17 protein-coding genes are annotated in these 20,588 nt (G+C 63.6%); 10 read left to right on the top strand and 7 right to left on the bottom strand.

Annotated elements, in window-relative coordinates; genetic code table 11:
- Positions 1-52: 52 nt before the first annotated feature.
- The 3 genes from D8Y22_RS15035 (at position 53) to D8Y22_RS15045 (ending at position 3,785) form a co-directional block, all read left to right on the top strand.
- Complete coding sequence (locus tag D8Y22_RS15035; RefSeq protein ID WP_141465519.1) at positions 53-1,420, top strand: ABC transporter substrate-binding protein; 1,368 nt, start codon at positions 53-55, stop codon at positions 1,418-1,420.
- Positions 1,421-1,497: 77 nt separating this feature from the next.
- The gene (locus D8Y22_RS15040) at positions 1,498-3,120 is read left to right on the top strand and encodes an acyl-CoA synthetase (protein WP_141465520.1); all 1,623 of its coding nucleotides are present in this window, start codon (positions 1,498-1,500) and stop codon (positions 3,118-3,120) included.
- Between the two features lie 77 nt (positions 3,121-3,197).
- Complete coding sequence (locus D8Y22_RS15045; protein WP_141465521.1) at positions 3,198-3,785, top strand: flavin reductase family protein; 588 nt, start codon at positions 3,198-3,200, stop codon at positions 3,783-3,785.
- Positions 3,786-3,965: 180 nt separating this feature from the next.
- On the opposite strand, the gene D8Y22_RS15050 is transcribed toward D8Y22_RS15045, so the two are convergent.
- The 3 genes from D8Y22_RS15050 to D8Y22_RS15060 are packed head-to-tail and all read right to left on the bottom strand — an operon-like array spanning position 3,966 to position 6,531.
- Positions 3,966-5,123 (bottom strand): thiolase family protein, encoded by a 1,158-nt coding sequence (locus tag D8Y22_RS15050; RefSeq protein ID WP_141465522.1) that lies wholly within the window; start codon positions 5,121-5,123, stop codon positions 3,966-3,968.
- A complete protein-coding gene (locus D8Y22_RS15055; RefSeq protein ID WP_141465523.1) occupies positions 5,120-5,539 on the bottom strand; it encodes a Zn-ribbon domain-containing OB-fold protein in 420 nt (139 codons plus the stop codon). The genes D8Y22_RS15050 and D8Y22_RS15055 overlap by 4 nt, the downstream gene beginning before the upstream one ends.
- Positions 5,536-6,531: a hydroxymethylglutaryl-CoA synthase family protein gene (locus D8Y22_RS15060; RefSeq protein WP_141465524.1), complete on the bottom strand. Its 996-nt coding sequence runs from the start codon at positions 6,529-6,531 to the stop codon at positions 5,536-5,538. Before D8Y22_RS15060 ends, D8Y22_RS15055 begins: the two co-directional genes overlap by 4 nt.
- Positions 6,532-7,100: 569 nt before the next feature.
- Between D8Y22_RS15060 and D8Y22_RS15065 the strand changes: the two genes are divergently transcribed.
- On the top strand, positions 7,101-8,255 hold the full coding sequence (locus D8Y22_RS15065) for a thiolase family protein (protein WP_141465525.1): 1,155 nt from the start codon (positions 7,101-7,103) through the stop codon (positions 8,253-8,255).
- Here the strand turns inward: D8Y22_RS15065 and D8Y22_RS15070 are convergent.
- Complete coding sequence (locus D8Y22_RS15070; protein ID WP_342781899.1) at positions 8,239-8,637, bottom strand: SDR family oxidoreductase; 399 nt, start codon at positions 8,635-8,637, stop codon at positions 8,239-8,241. The genes D8Y22_RS15065 and D8Y22_RS15070 overlap by 17 nt on opposite strands.
- A gap of 294 nt (positions 8,638-8,931) precedes the next feature.
- Here D8Y22_RS15070 and D8Y22_RS15075 point away from each other — a divergent pair, with 294 nt between their 5' ends.
- The 4 genes from D8Y22_RS15075 (at position 8,932) to D8Y22_RS15090 (ending at position 13,614) form a co-directional block, all read left to right on the top strand.
- Positions 8,932-9,936, top strand: a complete 1,005-nt coding sequence (locus tag D8Y22_RS15075; protein WP_141465526.1) for a thiamine pyrophosphate-dependent dehydrogenase E1 component subunit alpha — start codon at positions 8,932-8,934, stop codon at positions 9,934-9,936.
- Complete coding sequence (locus D8Y22_RS15080) at positions 9,933-10,898, top strand: alpha-ketoacid dehydrogenase subunit beta (RefSeq protein ID WP_141465527.1); 966 nt, start codon at positions 9,933-9,935, stop codon at positions 10,896-10,898. The genes D8Y22_RS15075 and D8Y22_RS15080 overlap by 4 nt, the downstream gene beginning before the upstream one ends.
- Before the next feature lie 97 nt (positions 10,899-10,995).
- Positions 10,996-12,447, top strand: a complete 1,452-nt coding sequence (locus D8Y22_RS15085; RefSeq protein ID WP_141465528.1) for a 2-oxo acid dehydrogenase subunit E2 — start codon at positions 10,996-10,998, stop codon at positions 12,445-12,447.
- 90 nt (positions 12,448-12,537) lie between these two features.
- The gene (locus tag D8Y22_RS15090) at positions 12,538-13,614 is read left to right on the top strand and encodes a zinc-binding dehydrogenase (protein ID WP_141465529.1); all 1,077 of its coding nucleotides are present in this window, start codon (positions 12,538-12,540) and stop codon (positions 13,612-13,614) included.
- A 71-nt stretch (positions 13,615-13,685) separates the two neighbouring features.
- Here D8Y22_RS15090 and lpdA read toward each other — a convergent pair whose 3' ends face one another.
- A complete protein-coding gene (gene lpdA / locus D8Y22_RS15095) occupies positions 13,686-15,089 on the bottom strand; it encodes a dihydrolipoyl dehydrogenase (RefSeq protein WP_141465530.1) in 1,404 nt (467 codons plus the stop codon).
- A 162-nt stretch (positions 15,090-15,251) separates the two neighbouring features.
- On the opposite strand from lpdA, the gene D8Y22_RS15100 reads away from it, so the two are divergent.
- Entirely contained in the window at positions 15,252-16,112 is an 861-nt protein-coding gene (locus tag D8Y22_RS15100) for an alpha/beta fold hydrolase (RefSeq protein WP_141465531.1), read from the top strand.
- A gap of 37 nt (positions 16,113-16,149) precedes the next feature.
- Here D8Y22_RS15100 and D8Y22_RS15105 read toward each other — a convergent pair whose 3' ends face one another.
- Complete coding sequence (locus tag D8Y22_RS15105; protein WP_141465532.1) at positions 16,150-17,676, bottom strand: class I adenylate-forming enzyme family protein; 1,527 nt, start codon at positions 17,674-17,676, stop codon at positions 16,150-16,152.
- A gap of 224 nt (positions 17,677-17,900) precedes the next feature.
- Here D8Y22_RS15105 and D8Y22_RS15110 point away from each other — a divergent pair, with 224 nt between their 5' ends.
- Positions 17,901-18,731 (top strand): enoyl-CoA hydratase/isomerase family protein, encoded by an 831-nt coding sequence (locus D8Y22_RS15110; RefSeq protein WP_174811865.1) that lies wholly within the window; start codon positions 17,901-17,903, stop codon positions 18,729-18,731.
- Between the two features lie 53 nt (positions 18,732-18,784).
- On the opposite strand, the gene D8Y22_RS15115 is transcribed toward D8Y22_RS15110, so the two are convergent.
- A complete protein-coding gene (locus D8Y22_RS15115; RefSeq protein ID WP_141465534.1) occupies positions 18,785-20,356 on the bottom strand; it encodes a long-chain-fatty-acid--CoA ligase in 1,572 nt (523 codons plus the stop codon).
- Positions 20,357-20,588 lie beyond the last annotated feature (232 nt).

The following is a 20,588-nucleotide window of genomic DNA, read 5'->3' on the forward strand; positions in this document are numbered from 1 at the left end:
ACGGAGACAGCGAGACAACACCTTTATCACGTATTGTGTTATCTGTTATCGTATGTCATTTGATGGCATTACTCGCCGGGAAACACTCGGAGGGATCGGTGCTGGAGGTGCGAGCGTCCTCGCCGGTTGTTTCGGCGGTGGGTCCGACGACGACGACGATGCACTTCACATACTCACCGACCTCTCGAGCGACGAGTGGCAAGAATACTGGGATAACGAACTCATCCCAGGCTACGAGGAGGAGTACGGCCTCCCCGTCGACCACGAGTACACCGGACTCGACGAGGTCGGCCGACAGCGACTGGCGACGCTGATGCAGGCGCAGGATCCGCCCGGCATTTTCCACGCGAGCCTTCCCGAAATCGGCGATCTGGTCAATCAAGGACAGCTCGCCGAAGTCGGCGACGTGCTCGCCGACCTCGAGGATGAGTGGGGCGAGCCGGTGTTTCGCTACCTCCTCGAGCCGGTCGACGGGCAAATTCTGAGCATCCCGCACGGTCCCTACATCGGGTGCCTACAGTACCGCGAGGACCTCTACGACGAGTTGGGACTCGAGGTTCCGGAAACGTGGGACGACCTCCTCGAGAACGCTCGTGCGATCGACGAGATGGACAACGAGGTACGCGGGTTCGGACTGCCAGCAGGTCCCGCAGGTAAGCCCGACGCCGACTTTTCGTGTTGGCTCGCAAACGCTGGCGGCGATCGATTCGAGTGGGGTGACGACGACGAGGTCGAGTTAGTGTACGAGGAAGACGACGTGCTGGCCGTCTTCGACTTACTCCAGGAGCTCGCCCAGTACTCGCCGGATCCGACGAGTCTGGATTACGGGACGACGATCGAGTACTGGGCCAGCGGTCGCATCGGCCAGTGTATCATGCTCAACGCGTGGGTCTGCTCGGCGGCATACGCCGCCGGTGCAGAAGAGGTCGCGCTCAACACGAAACAGGAAGTCGTCCCCCGCCGGGATGGCGTCGATCCGGACGGTCGTGGCTTCGTCGTAATGACCGGTGCGGCGGTACTCGAGGGCGCGACCCACACCGAAGGGGCCAAAGACTTCAACCGGTATATGTACGGGCCCGAACGCCACATCGAGGTTAGCCTGATGGAGCCCATGCGATTCCTGCCGCCGTACGAATCCATCCTCGAGCACGAGGAGTACCGCAGTGCCGACATCTTCCAGGTCGACGACGGCTACTTCCTCGAGCGCAACGAGTATCTCCTCGAGGAGATCGCCCCGCAGGTATCGGATCCGGAGAGTCCGACGACGCCGGAGACGCTCGGCTTGCTGTCGTTCGACATCGATTCCCAGATGACCAATCGACTCATCGCCGAGGAGGAAGACCCCGAGGATGTCTACGAGTGGGGGATGAACGAACTCGAGCAGCGGTTTGACGATGTCAAAGCGAACTCGAACTACTGAGAGAGTCCGTTCGAGACCGAGCGTTTTCATCGAATCGAACGAAAAACCTATATCACTAGACAGAGAGATGACAGCACATGACATACGGAAGCGCATACGAAGCAGTAGCTGACAAGCACGACAAAGAGATTGCATGGGAAGAACACGCACACATCGGCGACAAAGAGTCGTTGAACGTCGCGACCGAAGCGCTCGGCCGCCACGCTGATTCCGACGAGATCGGACTTCGAATCCGGGACTTCGAGAGCGGCGAAACGGAAACGTACACGTTCGCCGAACTCGACGCCGCCGCCAATCGGGTCGCGAACTATCTCGTCGAACACACTACCCGTGGTGCCCGCGTCGGGGCGAAGTTACCGACGCAGTTCGAACTGTACGCCGTCGTCTTCGGGACGATCAAGGCGGGTCGGATCTACATGCCGCTGGCCCCCGTATTCGGCCCCGACGCGCTTAATTATCGGCTCGAGGACTCCCGGACATCGGTCCTGTTTACCACCGAGAGCGGCTGTGATATCGTCGACTCGGACCTCCCGGCGCTCGATCGAGTCGTCACGGTCGACGGCGGGTCTGTCGACGGCTCCGCGACCGTCGACGACTACGATGTCGTTAGAGACCACGATGATTCCTTCGAAGCAGTCGAGACGCACCCGAACGATCCGTTCACGTTGACCTACACCTCCGGGACGACCGGGTCGCCGAAAGGCGTGCTGAGTCCACACCGAGGCCCAATCGAACTCTACGCCTACACGGAGTACGTCGTCGACCTACGGCCCGACGACGTCTACCTGGTCGCGGCCTCCCCCTCGTGGTCCTACGGTCTCAACATGGGAACTATCATGTCCGGCGTTCGGGGGACGGCGATCGGCTGCTATCGCGGCCAGTTCAACCCGGTCACGTTCTTCGAGACGCTCGAAGCGTGGGATGTCGACAACGCGATGATTCCGCCGACGGCGCTTCGCCAATCTCGAGCCGCCGGCATCGATCTGAGCGAGTACGACATCGATCTGCGGGTGTTGATTTCGGCGGGCGAGGCGCTCGATCAGGACACCGTCGACTGGTGTGAGGATGGACTGGGCGCGCCGCCACAGGACTCCTACGGGCTGACGGAGGGCGGCATGGTCGTCTGTAACTACGCGTTCGACGACTGGGAAGTCAAACCCGGCAGTATGGGGAAGGTCCTCCCCGGCGCCGAGGTCGCGTTGCTAGACGAGGAGGGGAACGAGGTCGAACAGGGAGCGGTCGGCGAAATCGCCATCAAACGCGACGAATCCCCGACCGGTTCCTACTGGGGACGTCCCGAGAAGAGCCTCGAGACGTTCACTGGACTCTGGCTGCGAACCGGCGACCTGGCCAAACAGGACGAGGACGGCTACTACTGGTACGTCAGCCGCGCCGACAACGTCATCATCTCCTCGGGCTACCGCATCGGTCCCGAAGAAGTGGAGGAGACGCTGCTGAACCATCCAGCGGTCGAGGAGGCCGCAGTCGTCGGCAAGGATCACGACACCCGGGGCGAGATCGTGGCGGCGTACGTGACGCTGGTCGAGGACTACGAGCCGTCGCCCGATCTCGAGGACGAACTCAGTAACTTCGCCCGGGAAGAGCTCTCGAAACACGAGTACCCCCGCGAGATCGAGTTCATCGAACAGCTCCCGAAGACGGCGAGCGGAAAGATCAAGCGCGCGGAACTCAGCGACTAACGGGCACACGGCGACTAACGGGCCCACGAACCGAAATCGGTTTGGCACTCCTTCTCGAGCATCGAGACACGATCCCGATGCACATCGACCCACGCGACGATTCTGCCTCGCTGTACCGAACCCTAACCGGCCTCGTCGTTCCCCGTCCGATCGGCTGGATCAGCACCCGCAGCGAGGACGGCGTCGACAACCTCGCACCCTACAGCTTCTTCAACGCCGTCAGCGTCGACCCGCCGATCCTCATGTTTTCCCCGGTCGACAGGCCGGACGGCTTGAGCGATACCACGGTCAACGTCCGGGAAACCGAGGCGTTCGTCGTCAACCTCGTCACCCACGAGTTCGCCGAGGCGATGAACCAAACGAGCGCCGAACTCCCATCGACCGAAAGCGAGTTCGACCACGCGGATCTCGAGCGGGCACCCTCCGAGCGCGTCGACCCGCCGCGAGTCGCGGGGGTAGCCGCCGCCTTCGAGTGCGAACTGTACGACATCATCGACGTGGGCTCGAACTCGGTCGTCCTCGGCGAAGCCGTCTCGATTCACGTCCGTGACGACATCACGACAGACGGCAAAGTCGATACGAGTAAGCTCGAGATCGTCGGCCGACTCGCCGGCGGTGCCTACGACTGGACGACCGATCGCTTCGAGATGGAACGGCCGGACTGACCGGCCGTCGGTGTGTTCGTCGTCAGTATCGCCGGTTGCCGGCCGGAACCGTCCGCTATCGACCCGATGGTCTCGAAAACGGGAACGCGAGCGACTTAGTGGCGGTCCAAACCTGCACTACTGGGTCGAATCCGGGTGTGGGAATCGATTCGACCCGGCAGTCGACGGTTGGAACGATACTTAGCGTTCCAGGATGTTCACACAGGAAACCGCGCCCGTCGCGTTGCGGCCGATGCCGATGTTGTGTTGGAGACCGACCTCGGCGTCGGGAACCTGTACGTCGCCGGCTTCGCCCCGGAGCTGTTCGAAGATTTCGGCGATCTGTGCGACGCCAGTGGCGCCGATCGGGTGGCCCTTCGAGAGGAGGCCGCCGGAGGGGTTGACCGGTTTCTCGCCGTCGAGGTGCGGTACCCCGTCGTCGATGAAGGTGCCACCCTCGCCCTGTTCGCAGAAGCCGAGATCCTCGTAGGTGATCAGCTCGGTGATCGAGAAGCAGTCGTGGACTTCGGCGACGTCGATATCGTCGGGCCCGTAGCCCGAGCGCTCGTAGGCCATGCTCGAGGCCTGTCTCGAGGCCGGGAAGTTCGTCAGCGCCAGGTCGTCGCCCCGCATGAACGAGTCGGTCGAGAAGCCGTAGCCGGCGACTCGAACCGGCGCGTCGGTGAACTCGCGTGAGCGTTCGTCGTTGGTGACGAGCACCGCACACGCGCCGTCGGTAACGGGACAGCAGTCGTAGAGGTTCAGCGGGTACGACACCGTCGCCGACTCCTTGACGTCGTCGACCGAGCACTCGAACTGCTGGTGGGCGTGGGGATACTTCGTCCCGTTCTCGTGGTTCTTGACGGAGACCTCCGCGATCTGCTCGCGAGTCGTCTCGTACTGGTCCATGTGACGCGTCGCCCGCATGCCGAAGAAGGCGGGCATCGTCACGCCGCGCCCGCGCCAGAGCCGTTCGAGGGCGGCGCCGCCGATGAGTCCCTCGGTCGAGTCGAGCATCTTCTCCGCACCGATGACGAGTGCAACCTCGACATCGCCGGCCTTGACCGCCTGGACCGCGTTCCGGAACGCGTCGCTGCCGGTCGCACACGCGTTGACGATCTGAGTCGCCGGCTTCTCGAAGAGGCCAGTCGCGTGGGCGACGGACGCCCCGGAGGAACCCTCGTTGGCGATGTCGAGGGTGCCGTACCAGATCGCGTCGATATCCTTGGTCGGTTCGATGCCGTGATCGACGCTCTCGACGAGATCGAGATAGGCGCCCTCGAGGAGGTCGTCGAAGGCCCACTCGTACTTTTCGCCGAAATCGATGATACCCGAGCCGACGACGTGTGCGTCGGTCATCGTTTCACCTCGCGGGGAACCGAGAACTTGAAGGAATTGATCGGTCGCTCGCCGTCGTCGAACAGCTCCCGGAACCGAGCCTCGACCTCGGTCCCGACCGACAGTTCGTCGAGTTCCGTTTCGGTCAGCAACCCGTAGACACGAGCGGATTCGCCGGAGCCGTCCGCCTGTGGCAGGTCGACGATCGCCAGCGGCTGTGGCACTTCGATGTCGTCGGGGAGGTACTCCTGGACGACGAAGGTCTTGATCTCGCCCCGTTCGGCCAACTGTACCTCCTCGAACGTCGCCGGCGCGTCACCGCAGCGTTTGCACGTCTGCTTTTCGTCCGGGAACGACACGTAGCCACACGACTGACACTCGAAGGCCACCAGTCGCTGGTCCTGTTCTCTGGTTCGATGATATCGTGGTCCGCTCATGCGTTTGGCACCCCCTCGTAATCGTATCGCTCGCGGTACTCGAGGTGTTTGGCGTAGGAGACGTACTCTTTAGCCTCGAGTTGTTCGGCGACGGTCAGTCCATCGAGATCGTCTGCAGCGTCGTCGACCGAGACGACGAAGGCGTCGGCACCGCCCTGTCCGTAGGCGACCGCGCCGATCGTTGCACCCGGATCGGCCGATTCGATCGCGTGACACAGATCGAGCAGCAGCGTCGCCGTCCCAGCGTAACCGACCTGGTTGAACGTCGAGACGCGCTCGGCGTCGATCGGCTCGAGCGCCGTCCGGGCGAGCCGGAAGCCGGGTGCGCTGGCGACGCCGTACTCGAGTTCCCCGCCTGCGTCGGCCCGGTCGAACGCCGTCGACGCCGCCGGCGCGACGCCGTGTCGGCGCTCGAAGCGAGCGTCGCCGGCAGTGGCCGACTCGCCGTGTTCGCGGTGGCGCTCGAGAAAGCCCGTCGTCGCCTGGCCAACCGACTCGAGCGTGGCGACCGGGGTATCGCTGTCCGGTCGGAGAACGAGCGCGCCGGCACCGGTGCCCATCGTCGACTCGTCGTCGCCACCGGATTCGACCGGCATGACGTCGACCGCCGCCACGACGGCCGGTTCGTCGGTTGCGCGAACGTACTCACGGGCCGTCGCCAGCGCGTCGGCCGCCGCACGGCCACTGGCCTGGAAGTCGCCGGTTCGAACGTCGGTCGACGTGCCGGCTCTGTACGCGAGCTGGGCGGCGATGCCGTGCTCGGCGAATTGGTCGCTGATACTCGCCGTAAACACCGCGGCGACGTCCTCGGCTGCCGTCGTCGATCGCCCGAGGGCGGTCGATACGGCCTCGCTCGCCATCGTTACGTGATTTTCGTCGCGAGCGGGAACCGCACTCTCGCCGCGGCCGCGGCCGCCGTGTTGGTCGGCAACGTCGCTGCGGTCGATGCGATACAACGGAACGTAGCCGCCAGCGCCGTCAATTACAACCATCGGGTCGACACCTCTGTTGACAGATCATAGTACGCTCAACGAGAGGAATGTGGACAAGTGCCACAATAAGTGTACGGGTCTGCGAACGAGGGCCCCGTAGTCGTCTCCTCGCCATACTTCGAACGCCACTGGACAGGGCTCGAGTATCGGTCGTCGGCCACAACAGTGACACAGTTTTAGAATCCGTGAACGTTGATAATGAGTCACATGGTAATGTCTCACCAAAGCCGGCACCGACGCAATAAACACCCATAGTGTGTTATCATAACATTGGTTCGCGTGTTTGGGATTCGAAGAGAAAAGTAGTAGGTTGACTATATTGTATAAGGTATTCCAACGCGTAGCGGTGACGAATCCACGTCACCGAACCAATACGGACCGAAAACCGAACCAGCAGGGTGTCGGCAATCGCCGAGAGACTTTCTTATGGCTATCGGCTCGAACTCACGACCACGCTGTCGATCCTCCGCTCGATGGACCAGTAACAGCATATCGTTTGCAGCGACCGTCCCTGGAGTGTCGGACGAGGGAAAGGTATTAACATCTCACCGAGAATGTGGGACATACACATGAAGAATGCTGTAATCGTAGACGCCGTCCGCACCCCGTTCGGCAAACGAGACGGATCGTTCCGAGACACCCATCCGCAGGATCTGGCCGCAGAGCCACTCGAGGCCCTTCGAGAACGAAACGGGTTCGAACCTGAGACCGTCGAAGACGTTATCTATGGCTGTGTCTCGCCGGTCGACGAGCAGGGACTCAACGTGGGCCGTCTCGCACCGATGGTCGCCGGCTGGGGCGACATCGTTCCTGGCGTACAGCTCAACCGAATGTGTGGCTCCGGCCAACAGGCGACGAACTTCGCGGCGGCCAATATCATGGCCGATCAACACGACGTTCTCATCGCCGGCGGCGTCGAACATATGACCCGCGTCCCGATGGGATCGGACGGTGACAGTGACACCGTCCCCGATTCGTACTTCGAGTCCTTCGACGAACGAACCCATCAAGGAGAAGGCGCGGAACGAATCGCCGAGGAGTACGGCTTTTCACGCGAGGCCGTCGACGAAATCGCCGTCGACTCCCAGCGTCGCTGGGGTGAGGCCTGGGAAGACGGCAGGTACGACGAGCAGGTCGTTCCCGTCGAAACCGAACTCGACGGCGAATCCGTCGTCGTCGAACAGGACGAGCACCCGCGTCCCGAGACGGATCTCGAGACGCTGTCGAACCTACCACTGTCGTTCCGCGAAGAGGGCGACGGCGTCCACCACCCCGGTAACTCCTCGGGCATCGTCGACGGCTCGAGCGCCCTATTGCTCGCGAGCGAGGACGCGGCCGACAAACACGGCTGGGAGCCGATGGCTCGGATCGTCCAGACCGAAGTCGTCGGCGTCGACCCAGTTACGATGTTGAAGGGACCGATCCCGGCGACCGAACAGGTCCTCGAGAAGGCCGACATGAGCATCGACGATATCGATCTCTTCGAGGTTAACGAGGCCTTCGCTGCCGTCGTCGCGGCCTGGCTCGAGGAGTCCGGCGCCTCCTGGGAAGATACGAACGTCAACGGCGGGGCCATCGCCCACGGGCACCCACTCGGCGCGACCGGTGCAATGTTGCTGACCAAACTCGCTCACGAACTTGAGCGAACCGGCCAGGACAGGGCGCTGTCGACGATGTGTATCGGCTTCGGCCAGGGTATCGCGACGATCATCGAGCGCGTTTAAGACGTCGCCCAGCGCACATTTTATTTCGTAGCGGAGATCTCGAGCAGCGTTCGCTCCCCCGGTGTACGGCACTACCGGAGAGAGTAGGGACGAAGCCACCGCTTAGACGTCGCCGGCGTCGACGTTTAGCGCGTCCGGTCACGTACGACGCGACCTCGCTGGCGCGAAAGGCGACGCACGAAGCTACTTCGTCGGGATCGCCCCCGCGGCCGAACGCCGTCCGCTGGCACAAGGCCTCCCGTTCCGTGTTGGAGTACCACCGGTCGGTCATCGCCGTCTCGATCAGACCGGAACGGACGGCGGTGCTCCGAATGTCGTACCGGGCGAGTTCCCCGGCGACCGACCGCGTACAGTGCAGGACCGCCGCCTCGTTCTCGTTGATCCCGTCGACGGTCGCCTCGCCGCCGTCCTCGTCGACATCCGTGACGACGACATCGACGCCCTCCTCGACTAACCGGGTTGCTGTCGCACGCCCGATCCCGGACGCCGCCGGTGATCACTGCGATTTTTTCCATGTCGCCCGCGCACGTGTACTGGCAACATACTACCCACGAGCAAGTACACGCTACGTCTCAGCCGATACGGGTAGGGAATATCACGGTGTCGTACTGCCATTCGGCTGGCATCCTGGGGTAGCTTTATACTGTAGACTGAGCGAGATATAGTGTGGGTCCGTATGACACAGAACGTTAGCGTCGACGACGAGACGGCGAGGCAGTTCCTCGAGGGGATGCTTCGCATCGATATCTTCGAGGAGGAGACGAAAGAGCGATTCGGAGAGGGAGAGATACCGGGGTTCGTCCACTTGAGCGGTGGTCACGAAGGATCACACATCGGCATGGGGGCGGCGATGGGCGACGACGATTGGCTGGCCGTCGGCGGCGCACGACTCATCGGCCAGTACATCGCGAAAGGCGTGCCGTTGCCGGATATCATGGCCGAACTCTACGGACGCGTCGGGGGCTCGAACAAGGGACACGGCGGGCAGATGCACGTCTCCGACATCGGCCGGAAACTGTACGGCCACGCGGCAACGATCGGCTCCGGACAGAATCCCGCCGTCGGGCTCGCGCTTGCAGAGGAGATCCAAGAGACCGACAACGTTGCGGTGACGACCATCGGCGACGGGGGGACGAGTCGCGGGTCGTTCCACACCGCGCTCGTCTTCGCCGCCTACTGGGACTTGCCGGTCGTCTTCGTCATCGAGAACAACGAGTGGGCTATCTCGACGCCCGCGGAATCGCTGTCGCCGGACCATCTCTCGGATTACGGCATCCCGCACAAGATGGCGACCGAAAGCATCGACGGCAGCGACGTCGAGGCGGTGTATCATACCGTCTCCGAAGCCATCGAACGCGCCCGCAACGGGGGTGGACCAACGGTCATCGAGAGCCGCGTCGCCAGACTCGTCCCCCACTTCGAGGGCGACAAAGAAACCTATCGCGACACGGATGAGTACGAACGGCTCAAGGAGGAAAAGGATCCGATCGAGAACTACCGGGAGCGCCTGCTCGAGCGCGACATCGTCACCGAGACCGGGATCGAGGACATGATCGCGAACATCGAAACGGAAGTTAAGGAGGCAGTCGAGTTCGCTCGAGAGAGCCCGGAACCGGAGCCGGAAGCGGCCTACGACCACGTCTACCGGACGCCCCTCTACGGCCAGGGTGAGAACCAATGACACGAGAGATCACGTACGTACAAGCAGTGGCGGAAGCGATCGACGAGGAACTGGCCCGCGACGACGACGTCATCCTGTTCGGCGAGGACGTCGAGGAGTTCGGCGGAAATTTCGGCGAAACGGAGGGACTATACCAGAAACACGGCCGCGACCGGGTACGCAACACCCCGCTGTCCGAGATCGGTATCGCCGGGATGGCTCTCGGTGCGGCCGTCGGCGGAATCCGCCCCGTTGCGGAACTGCAGTTCGCGGACTTCGCGGCGACGGCCGGCGACGAGGTCTTCAACCAGATCCCGAAACAGCCCTACGTTAGCGGCGGGAAGCTGAAAGCGCCGCTGACGATCTTCGCGCCGTCGGGTGCGGGTATCGGCGCGGGCGCACAGCACTCCCAGTCGGTTCACTCCTGGCTCGGCAACGTGCCCGGCTGGGTCGTCGTCACCGCGACGACGCCGTACGACGCGAAGGGGCTGTTCAAAAGCGCCATCCGGGACGACAATCCCGTCTTCTTCCTCCCGCACAAGATGCTGAGCGAGACGAAAGGCGAGGTCCCCGAGGAAGAGTACACGCTCGCGCTCGGGGAAGCCGCCGTCGAGGAAGAGGGCGACGACGTCACCGTCGTGGCGACCCAGCTTATGTTCCACCGGGCGCGGGAGGCAACAGCGGACCTCGACATCGACGTCGAGATTATCAACCCCCGGACGTTCGCACCGCTCGATACCGAAACCATCGCCGAGAGCGTCCGCAAGACGGGGCGGCTGGTCGTCGTCGACGAAACCGTCGAACGGTACGGGACGCAGGGCCACATCGCGAACGAAATCGTCGAGAACGATTTCTTCAGTCTCGACGCGCCGCCGAAGACCATCGGCGTCAAGAACGTCCCGATCCCGCTCAGTCCGCCCCTCGAGCAGGAGGTCCTTCCCTCGGCCGATCGGATCGCGGCCGGGATCGAATCGCTGTTCTAGGCGCGGCCGGTACCGTTTTCGGGCCCCACCGTCGTGGGGACGTCGATCAGTTACTGACAGTGAGGTTTTAAATAGCAGGCCAGTCCACGATAGTAGCATGGTCGAGGTAGTGCGGATTCCGAAACTCGGGCTCAGTGACTACGGTGATCTCGTCTCGTGGAAAGTCGACGTGGGCGAGGACGTCGAGGCGGGCGACATCGTCGCCGTCCTCGAGTCGGACAAAGCGAGTGCCGAGATCGAGGCGTCCGCCAGCGGGACCCTGTTAGCCCAGTACGTCGAGGAGGGCGACGAGATCGCGATCGAAGTGGGCACCCCGCTTGCGGTGATCGGCGAGGAAGGCGAATCAGTGCCCTCGGTGTCGGAACTCGAGGACGGGGAGGGAAGCGGTGCGTCCGCGGCCAGCGGCGACGAGACGGCCCCACCAACGAACGGCGATGCCACCGCGGACGCGGCGTCAGGCGGCGAGACGGCGAGTGCGGACGTCAAGGCCACCCCGCGTGCGAAACGGCGCGCCAACGAGGCGGCCGTCGACCTGACGGGGATCGACGGCACCGGGCCACAGGGGGCGGTTACCGAGAGCGACGTCGAGTCGCACCTCGAGAGCGCCAGCGGCGCTGTGACGGACGACGGCGATTCGTCGGCCGGCGATGACGGAGCCGAAACCGAGGGTGCGACGGACGTGAAAGCAACGCCACGAGCGAAGCGACGCGCGGCGGAGGACGGCGTCGATCTCACCCGAGTCGAGGGAACGGGACCACAGAGTGCGATCACCGAAAGCGACATCGAAGAATTTGTCAGCACCGAAGCCACGGCGGATGCCGACGCGGCGGCGAGTGGGGCCGACGGGACGACCGACGACGGCCTCACCGTCTCGGAATCGCGGACTCTCTCTGGCACCCGGAAGACGATCGCACAGCGGTTGAGCAAGAGCGCTCGAGAGAAACCACACGTCATGGGGACTCGCGACATCGGCATCGAACGGCTCGAGGAAGTGAGAGACCGCCTCGAGGCACAGGGTGTCGACGTCTCGCTGAACGATCTCATCCTTCATTTCGTCGGCCGAACGCTCGAGGATCTTCCCGCGTTCAACGCCCACTTCGAGGACGGCGACCATCGGCTCATCGACGAGGTCAACGTCGGCTACGCGGTCGACAGCGACCGCGGGCTCGTGGTGCCGGTGATCGACGACGTCCCCGATCGCGACCTCGAAGAGCTGGCGGCCGAACGGCGGCGGCTCGTTGACTCCGTCCTCGAAAACGAGCACGGGGCCGCGGATCTGCAGGGCGGGACCTTCACCGTCACCAACCTCGGCGTCTTCGACATGGACATCTCCTACTCGATCATCAACCCGCCCGAGGTCGCGATCCTCGCACTCGGCCGTCGCAAGCCGATCCCCGTCGAGCGCGACGGCGACATCGCCTTCGAGCGGGCGATCACGTTCAGCCTCACGATCGATCACCGCGTGCTCGACGGCGCGGACTCGGGAGCGTTCCTCGAGCAGTTGGCCGAGTACCTCGAGTATCCGGGTCGAGCGTTCGACGCCGTGTAGCGTCCCGTTGTGACTCGTTTCGATCCAGTACCTACTCGTGACCGACGCGTAGATTTACCTTTGTTGACTGTGTTATGTGGCACCAAGACAATGGACGCCGTATACCTTCACGGGCCTGGAGACCTCCGTATCGACGACGTCGAAAAACGCCCCGTCTCGCCGGGGACGGTCGCGGTCGACGTCGCGTATACGGGAATCTGTGGCTCGGACATCCACGAGTACGAGGTCGGGCCGGTACCGATCCGCGCGGAAGCCTCGGGACACTCGATTCCGGAATCCGAGTGGGACGACTACCTGCCGAAACCGATGGGACACGAGATCGCCGGCACGGTCTCGGAGACCGGTGACGCCGTCGACGGCCTCGCGGTCGGCGACCGCGTGACGCTAAACATGGTTGCGTCCTGTGAGGACTGTCGGTACTGCGCGGCGGGGAAGTACAACCTCTGTGCACGGGGCGACGCCGGCGTGGTCACGAGTCGCGGCTTCGCCGACCGTATCGTCGTTCCGGCGTCGATGGTCCTCCCGGTTCCCGAAGACGTGTCGCTTCGCCACGCGGCGCTCGCCGAACCGCTCGGCGTCTCGCTCCGGGGCGTTCGACGGTCGGGGCTCGAGCTAACCGATCGCGTCGCGGTGTTTGGCGCCGGGCCGATCGGCCTCGGCGTCGTGGCGGGCGCTTCGGCGGCGGGCGCTCGCGAGATTTTCGTCAGCGAACCACGGGCGGCCCGTCGAGAGGCCGCGAAAGCCCTCGGCGCCGACGTGACCCTCGATCCGACGGCGGTCGATGTCGTCGAGGAGATCACGCAACAGGCCGATCGCGTAGAGGTCTCGTTCGAGTGTGCCGGGGCGGGCGCGACGCTGACGGACGCGCTGCGAAGCACCGCCTACGGTGAGACGGTCGTCGTCCTCAGCGTCTTCGAAGAGGCGGTGTCGATCCATCCCAACGACCTCATGCAGGCCGAGCGGGAGCTGATCGGCTCGTTCGGCTTTCAGGGCGGGCCGCTGGCCTCACGATCGGCGTTCACCGCGTCGCTCGAGCACATCGCCGACGGACGCATCGACCCCGAGCCGATGATCAGCGGGACGGTCGGGTTGGATGAGGTTGCATCTGCGTTCGAGGACCTCCAAGACCCCGACAGCGACCAGATCAAGGTACTCGTCGAGCCCTGATCGACCGGAGTTTCGCTCGAGGGTGATCAAACCGTCGACGGCTCCGGAACCGATGCAACGGCGGTTCTGGGTCAGCGATTCAGCGTGTGTATCGCCTGGTTTAGCGCGTTCTCGCTGGCCTCCATGATCGTCTCCGAGAGCGTGGGATGCATGTGGACGGTGCCGGCGAGGTCCTCGAGTGTGAGTCCCGCCTCGACAGCCACCCCGAGCTCGCCGATCAGTTCGGACGCCTCGGGGCCGACGATCTGTGCGCCGAGGAGACGGCCGTCGTCTCCTGCAGCGACGACGCGGACGAAACCCTCGGTCTCCGAGATGGTCATCGCCCGACCGCTGGCGTCGAAGGGAAACTCACCGACGACCGGGTCCTCGTCCGCGTCTCGCGCCTGGGCTTCCGTCAGCCCGACGGTGGCAATTTCGGGGTCGACGAACACCGCCGTCGGAACCGCCGAGCGATTCAACGCGGCGTCGCCGCCAGCAACGACCTCGGCGGCGACGAGCCCCTCCGCGACCGCCTCGTGAGCGAGCATCGGATCGCCGGCGACATCGCCGACCGCGAAGACGTGATCGCGCGCCGTCCGCATCCGGTCGTCGGTCTCGAGGACGCCGTCGTCGGTCGCCTCGAGATCGATTGCCTCGAGGTCGAGCGTGTCGGTGACGGGTTCCCGACCGATGGCGACGAGTATCCGATCCGCGCTCGTTTCGTGGGTGTCTCCGTTCGCGTCCGCCGTGTAGAGCGTCACGGTCCCGTCGTCGTTGGGCGTCCACTCGCTCGCAACATGCTCGAACTGGAAGTCGACGCCGAGAGATTGGGCTCGCCGTGTGACCGGCCGCGCGAGATCCGATTCGTACCGCGGGAGCGCGTCGGCTTCCATCTCGACGACCGTCACGTCCGTCCCGAGTTTTGCAAACACCGTCGAGAGTTCCATCCCGATGTAGCCGGCGCCGACGACGGCCATCGACCGCGGCGCGTTCTCGAGTGCCAGCGCTTGCCGTGAGTCCAGAATCGACTCGTCGTCGAACGAAAAGCCTGGAACGCCCATCGGGCGGCTGCCGGTGGCAACGATTACGGTTTCGAACCCGAGTTCGTCGCTGGAGCCGTCGTCTGTAACGATGTCGACCGTATGATCGTCCGTAAAGCGAGCGGTCCCCTCCCGCACGGAGACGCCGTTAGCCTTGCAGAGTTTCCCGACGCCGTCGGTCAGGTGGACGACGACGTCGTCTTTCCACGCGACTAGCTCGCCGACATCGACGAACGGCTCCGCGTAGATACCCATCCGGGAGGCCGACTCGAGATCGGTCACGAGGTTCGACGCAGTCACCATCGCCTTCGAAGGGATACAGCCGTGGTTGAGACACGTCCCCCCGATACCGTCTCGCTCGACGAGCGTGACGTCGCAGTCACGCTGTGCGGCCCGAATTGCGGCGGTATACCCGCCCGGTCCACCACCGACAACGAGGAGATCAGTCGCTGTCATGCGACGGATGTCGGCGGGCTTCCTTATAGTCATTTGGCAACTGGTTGTAGCCTCGGTCACCGTCCGAGCCCGTTCGATACTACCGGTGCGGCTCCAGCCAGCGTGGATACCGTTTTGCCAACAATCCGAAGAGTAAACTAGTGCCATGCTAATAATTGACATATGGCCCAAATCGACGGGTTCGACGACCTCGAGCACGGCACGAAGCGAATCGACGGCCTCTCGATGCACTACGTCACCGCCGGCGACGGACCGCCGCTGGTCCTGTTGCACGGGTGGCCCCAGACGTGGTACGAGTGGCGTGATGTTATTCCCGCCTTCGCCGAGCACTACACCGTGATCGCCCCCGATCTTCGCGGGATGGGCGATTCGGGGACGCCGCGTGGCGGCTACGACAAAGATACCGTCGCGACCGACGTTCGAAATCTCGTCCACGAACTCGGGTTCGACGACGAGCAGATCGCGCTCGTCGGCCACGACTGGGGGATGCCGACGGCCTACGCCTACGCGGCCCAGTACCGCGAGGAAGTCGGCGCCCTCTGTGTGCTCGAGGCCGGGCTCCCCGGCGTTCGCGAGGACGAGAAGCGACACTTCTGGCACACGCGTTTTCACGGCGTCCGCGATCTGCCCGAACGGCTCGTCGCCGGCCGCGAGCGGCTCTACCTCGAGTGGTTCTACAAGGAGGGGGCGTACGATCCGGACGCGATCAACGCCGCCGCTCGCGACGAGTACGTCCGCTGTTACTCCCAGCCCGGCGGGCTGCGGGGCGGCTTCGAGTACTACAGGGCCTACGACGAGGACGCCGACAACAACGCCAGCCACGCCGAAACGCCCCTCGAGATGCCGGTGCTCGCCCTCGGCGGAGCTGCGTCTTTCCGCAAACTGCCGATCGAGGACCTGCACGCGGTCGCACAAGACGTAGAGGGCGAGGTCGTCGAGGGTGCGGGCCACTGGATTCCCGAAGAGCGCCCCGACTACTTCGTCGATCGAGTCGGCGAGTTCTTTGCCGACGCGCTCGAGTGAGAGCGGTTCAAAACCCGACGGCGACGTATCGACGGCGTTACTGCAGTTGGCCTTTGACGATTTTGCCGGTCGGGTTGCGCGGCAGTTCGTCGTAGAAGACGACCTCGCGCGGTTTCTTGTAGTCGGCGATCCGTTCGCCGACGTACTCGGTGACCGCCTCGGCCGTCAGCGACTCGTCCTCCTGGGGAACGACGGCCGCTCTCACCCGTTCGGTCCACTCTTCGTCGGGGACGCCGACGACCGCGACCTCCGAGATCGCCTCGTGTTCGTGGAGGACTTCCTCGATTTCGGCCGGATGGATGTTCTCCCCGCCGGAGACGATCATGTCGTCGTGTCGTCCGACAAAGTAGAGGTATCCCTCCTCGTCCTGGCGAACGAGATCCGAGGAGACGAAGTAGCCCTCGTCGAACACCTCGTCGGTCTTTTCGGGCATCCCGAGGTACTCGCTGAACGCGGTCGGCCCCTTGTAGGCGATTCGACCGATCTCGCCGGGCTCGACCTCCTGGCCGTCGTCGTCGACGACCTTGACCGAGACGTTGATGATCGATTTGCCGATGCTGTCGGGTTTGGTGAGGGCATCTTCCGGCGAGAGGAGACACGTGACCGGCGACATCTCGGTCTGTCCGAAGACCTCGTAGAGGTTCGCGTCGAACGACTCGATGATCGCCTCCTTGAGTTCGCGCTCGGAGGGTGCCGCGCCCGTCATGTAGTGTTCGAACGACGAAAGATCGTAGTCGTCGAACCCGTCGACGTCGAGCAGCGCACGGCTCATCATCGGCACGAAGAACGAGCCGGTAATCGACTCGCTGTCGATGACCTCCATGACGCGCTTGGGAACGAAGTCGTTCAGCAGGTACGTCGTCGATCCGCAGTAGAACGTGTTGGTAAACAGTGCCACGGCGGCGATGTGAAACAGCGGCGTGACGACAAGAAACCGATCCTCGTTCTCCCGGAAGTTACAGCTGTAGACCGTGTTGACCGAGTTCTGGATGATGTTGTCGTGGGTGAGGACACAGCCTTTCGGCTTGCCCGTCGTGCCGCTGGTGTACATCAACGCCGCCGGATCGAGTCGATCCGGAACGACCTCGACGCGGTCAGCCGAGACCCCCTCACAGGCCGCGTGATACGACTCGGCAAACGCCGGAGCCTCCTCACCGAGATACAGATAGTCCTCGATCGCCGTCCCGTCCCGGTTCGCGACGGTGGCGATGATCTCGGCCGCATCCTCGTCGAACACGCAGAACGTGGCTTCGCTGTCCTCGAGGACGTAACTCACCTCGTCGTCTTTGAACCGGTGGTTGATCGGGACCGGCAGCGCCCCGAGTGTCATCGCGCCGTAGTACGTCGCGATCGTCTCGGGATGGTTCTGCATGTAGACGGCAACGCGGTCGCCCGTCGAAACGCCCCGGTCGGCGAGGACTCGAGCGATCCGGTTGACGCGGTCTTCGAACTCGAGAAACGTGATCGTCTCCCGGGTGTCGCCGGTCAGCGAGACGAGACACTCGTCGTCCGGGTACTTGCGTGCATTCGTCTCTACGAGGTCGCCGACGGTCAATCCGTCCATGCGTTCGCTCTGTGTTGGGACCAGTAAAGTAGTTTCGACGGATCGGAGTCCGATCGGGGAGGCGTCGGGAAGTGACTGCCAGGCTCAAGGATATGCGGGGAACGGGCGAAGACGCGAGCAACGAGAGACCGGCGCTCGCTGGAGACGGTTCGTCTCCGTTCGGAACTCGTTGGTCGGCCGAGCCGTGGAAAACGATTTGTCGCCGTACGGTATTGCATATACGTATGCCGACAGCAATCGACTACACGATCGAGACAGATCGAGCAATCGCGTTCGTCACGCTCGATCGTCCGGACGCGCTGAACGCGCTGAACGACCGCCTGATCGAGGAGTTTTGCGAGACGATCGAGCGGGCCGAATCGGACGACGACGTGCGCGTGATCGTCGTCCAAGGCCAGGGTGACGACGCGTTCTCGGCGGGCTACGATATCAATCCCGAGGGTGAGACGGAAGATCCGGTCCCCTCGGTCGAAGACCTCCTCGATCGGTTCGACGCCTCGACGGCGCACGTCCACGCCGTCTGGGACTGTGATAAGCCGGTGATCGCGGCCGTCGACGGCTACTGTCTGGCCGGCGGCAGCGATCTGGCGATGGCCTGTGACATCGTGATCGCGACCGATGACTCCTCGTTCGGCTATCCCGGACTTCGGATGGCAGGCGTCCCACCGACGCTCATCTACCCGTTCGTGATGAACCTCCACGAAGCCAAGGAATTACTGCTGTCCGGAAAGATCGTCGACGCGGAGCGGGCCGACGAGTTGGGGATGGTCAACCGCGTCGTCGCCAAATCAGAACTCATGGACGCCGTTTTCGCCGAAGTCGAGGAACTCCGGAAGATGCCTGGCAACAACGTCCGCATTCTCAAACACGTGCTCAACGGCACGGCCGAAATGAAGGGTGCGAGTCCGATGTTCAAGTACAGCGAACTGTTCGACGCGCTCGGTCACCACACGGAGTACGGCAAGGAGTACTACCGAATCGCGGCCACCGAGGGATTCGACGCGGCGCTCGAGTACATGAACGACATCGATAAAGGGATGACACCCTCGGAGTGACCGACGGGACGATACCGAGGCTCGTCGCGACACGACGGTCCGGAGCGACGCACCTACTGGTCGTCGCGAAGCTTGAACTTCTGGATCTTGCCGCTGGGGTTCTTCGGCAGTTCGTCGCGGAACTCGTAGCGACGCGGGCGCTTGAACGCCGCCAGCGAGTCGTGGTCGCTGCAAAACTCGTCGAGAGCCGATTCGGTCACCGAACCGTCCGTGACGACGTAGGCGACGACGACCTCCCCCCACTCCTCGCTTTCCTCGCCGACGATAGCGGCCTCGAGAACGGCGTCGTGCTGGTAGAGAACGTTCTCGACGTCGGTCGGATAGATGTTCTCGCCGCCACTGATGATCATATCGTCGATCCGGTCGACCAGGTAGAGGTAGCCATCGTCGTCGAGATAGCCCGCATCGCCGGTGAAGAACCAGCCGTCCCGGATCGCCTCGGCGGTCTTCTCGGGTGCGTTCCAGTACCGATCCATCATCGGCGGTCCCCGGAGGGCTATCTCGCCCGTCTGACCGGCCTCGAGGGTGTCAGACGGCGTAACGGGATCGTCCGGCGACTCGTTCTCCGTCGGTTCGACGATCCGTACCTCGTGGTTCGGTCCGGGTCGGCCGACGCTCTCTCGGTGCTGGTCGATCTCGAACGGCAGCAGGAACGTCGCACACGGCCCCATCTCGGTCATCCCGTAGGCCGTCGCGTAGCGCTCGGTGAACCGCTCCCGACAGGACTCGAGTAGTGACGGCGGCATCGGCGCGGCGCCGTAGATGCCCAGTTCGAGCGAGGAACCGTCGAACGGAACCTCGTCCGTGGCCTCGAGCAGTTGGCGCCAGACTCGCGAGGCGACGAACAGGTGCGTGGCTCGCTCCTCGTCGACGAGCTCGAGGGTCCGCTGGGGGTCGAAGTCGTGGCAGATCACCGTCTTGGCGCCGACGTTGACTCGGCTGAGAAGTCCGCAGTTGAGCTCGGCGTTGTGATACAGCGGCATCGCCGAGATACCGATATCGGTGAAATTGACGCCCGTTTGCCCGGTGTAGAGCATGTTGTGGTACGTCGCGTCGCGGTGGGAATGGACGACGCCTTTCGGCCGCCCGGTCGTTCCGCTCGTGTACATGATCGCGTACTGGTCGGTCGGATCGACCGTGACGTTCGGAGTTGTCGTCGCGCCGCCGTCGACCAGTTCGTGGAACCCGGTTGCGTACGCCGGACCGTCTTCGACATCGTCGTCGACGTAGACGTACTCCTCGACCGTCTCGAATCGCTCGCGGCCTCGTTCGACCGTTTCACGCGTCGCTTCCTCGAAGATAAGGTGTGTCGAGCCGGAGTCCTCGAGGATGTAGCCGACCTCGTCGGGTGCGAGCCGATAGTTCACCGGGTTGAACACCGCACCGGCACGTAAGAGTCCGAAGAGGGCGATCGCAAACTCCGCGGAGTTGTGCAACAGCAACGAAACGCGGTCGTCCGTCTCGACGCCGCGTGCTCGAAGCGCGTTCGCACACTGCGTTACGCGGTCGTCTAGCTCGGCGTAGGTCAGGCGAACGTCCTTGTCGGGGTAAACGATCGCCTCTCGGTCGGGGTAGGTACGCGTCGCTCGAGCGAGTGTCTCCGGGACCGTGGGAAGGGAGCTCATACACCAGCGTTTTCGGCGACACCGTGTTAGTGTTTGCGTCGCCGGACGGTGACCCGATGGCAGCTGTGTCCGCGGCGACTCGCGGGAGCCACCGCTGACGGCGATGGAGCGCTGGTCGCCAGTGCGGCGTACGGTGGTATAGCCCGTTGCACGCTTTCGAAATTAGCTGCGACCTATCATGGTGTGGGCACTAGCGTCTAAAATAGTCACTTTAACTAGACTAGAAGTCGGA

The sequence above is a fragment of the Salinadaptatus halalkaliphilus genome, from assembly GCF_006543045.1.
GTDB lineage: Archaea > Halobacteriota > Halobacteria > Halobacteriales > Natrialbaceae > Salinadaptatus > Salinadaptatus halalkaliphilus.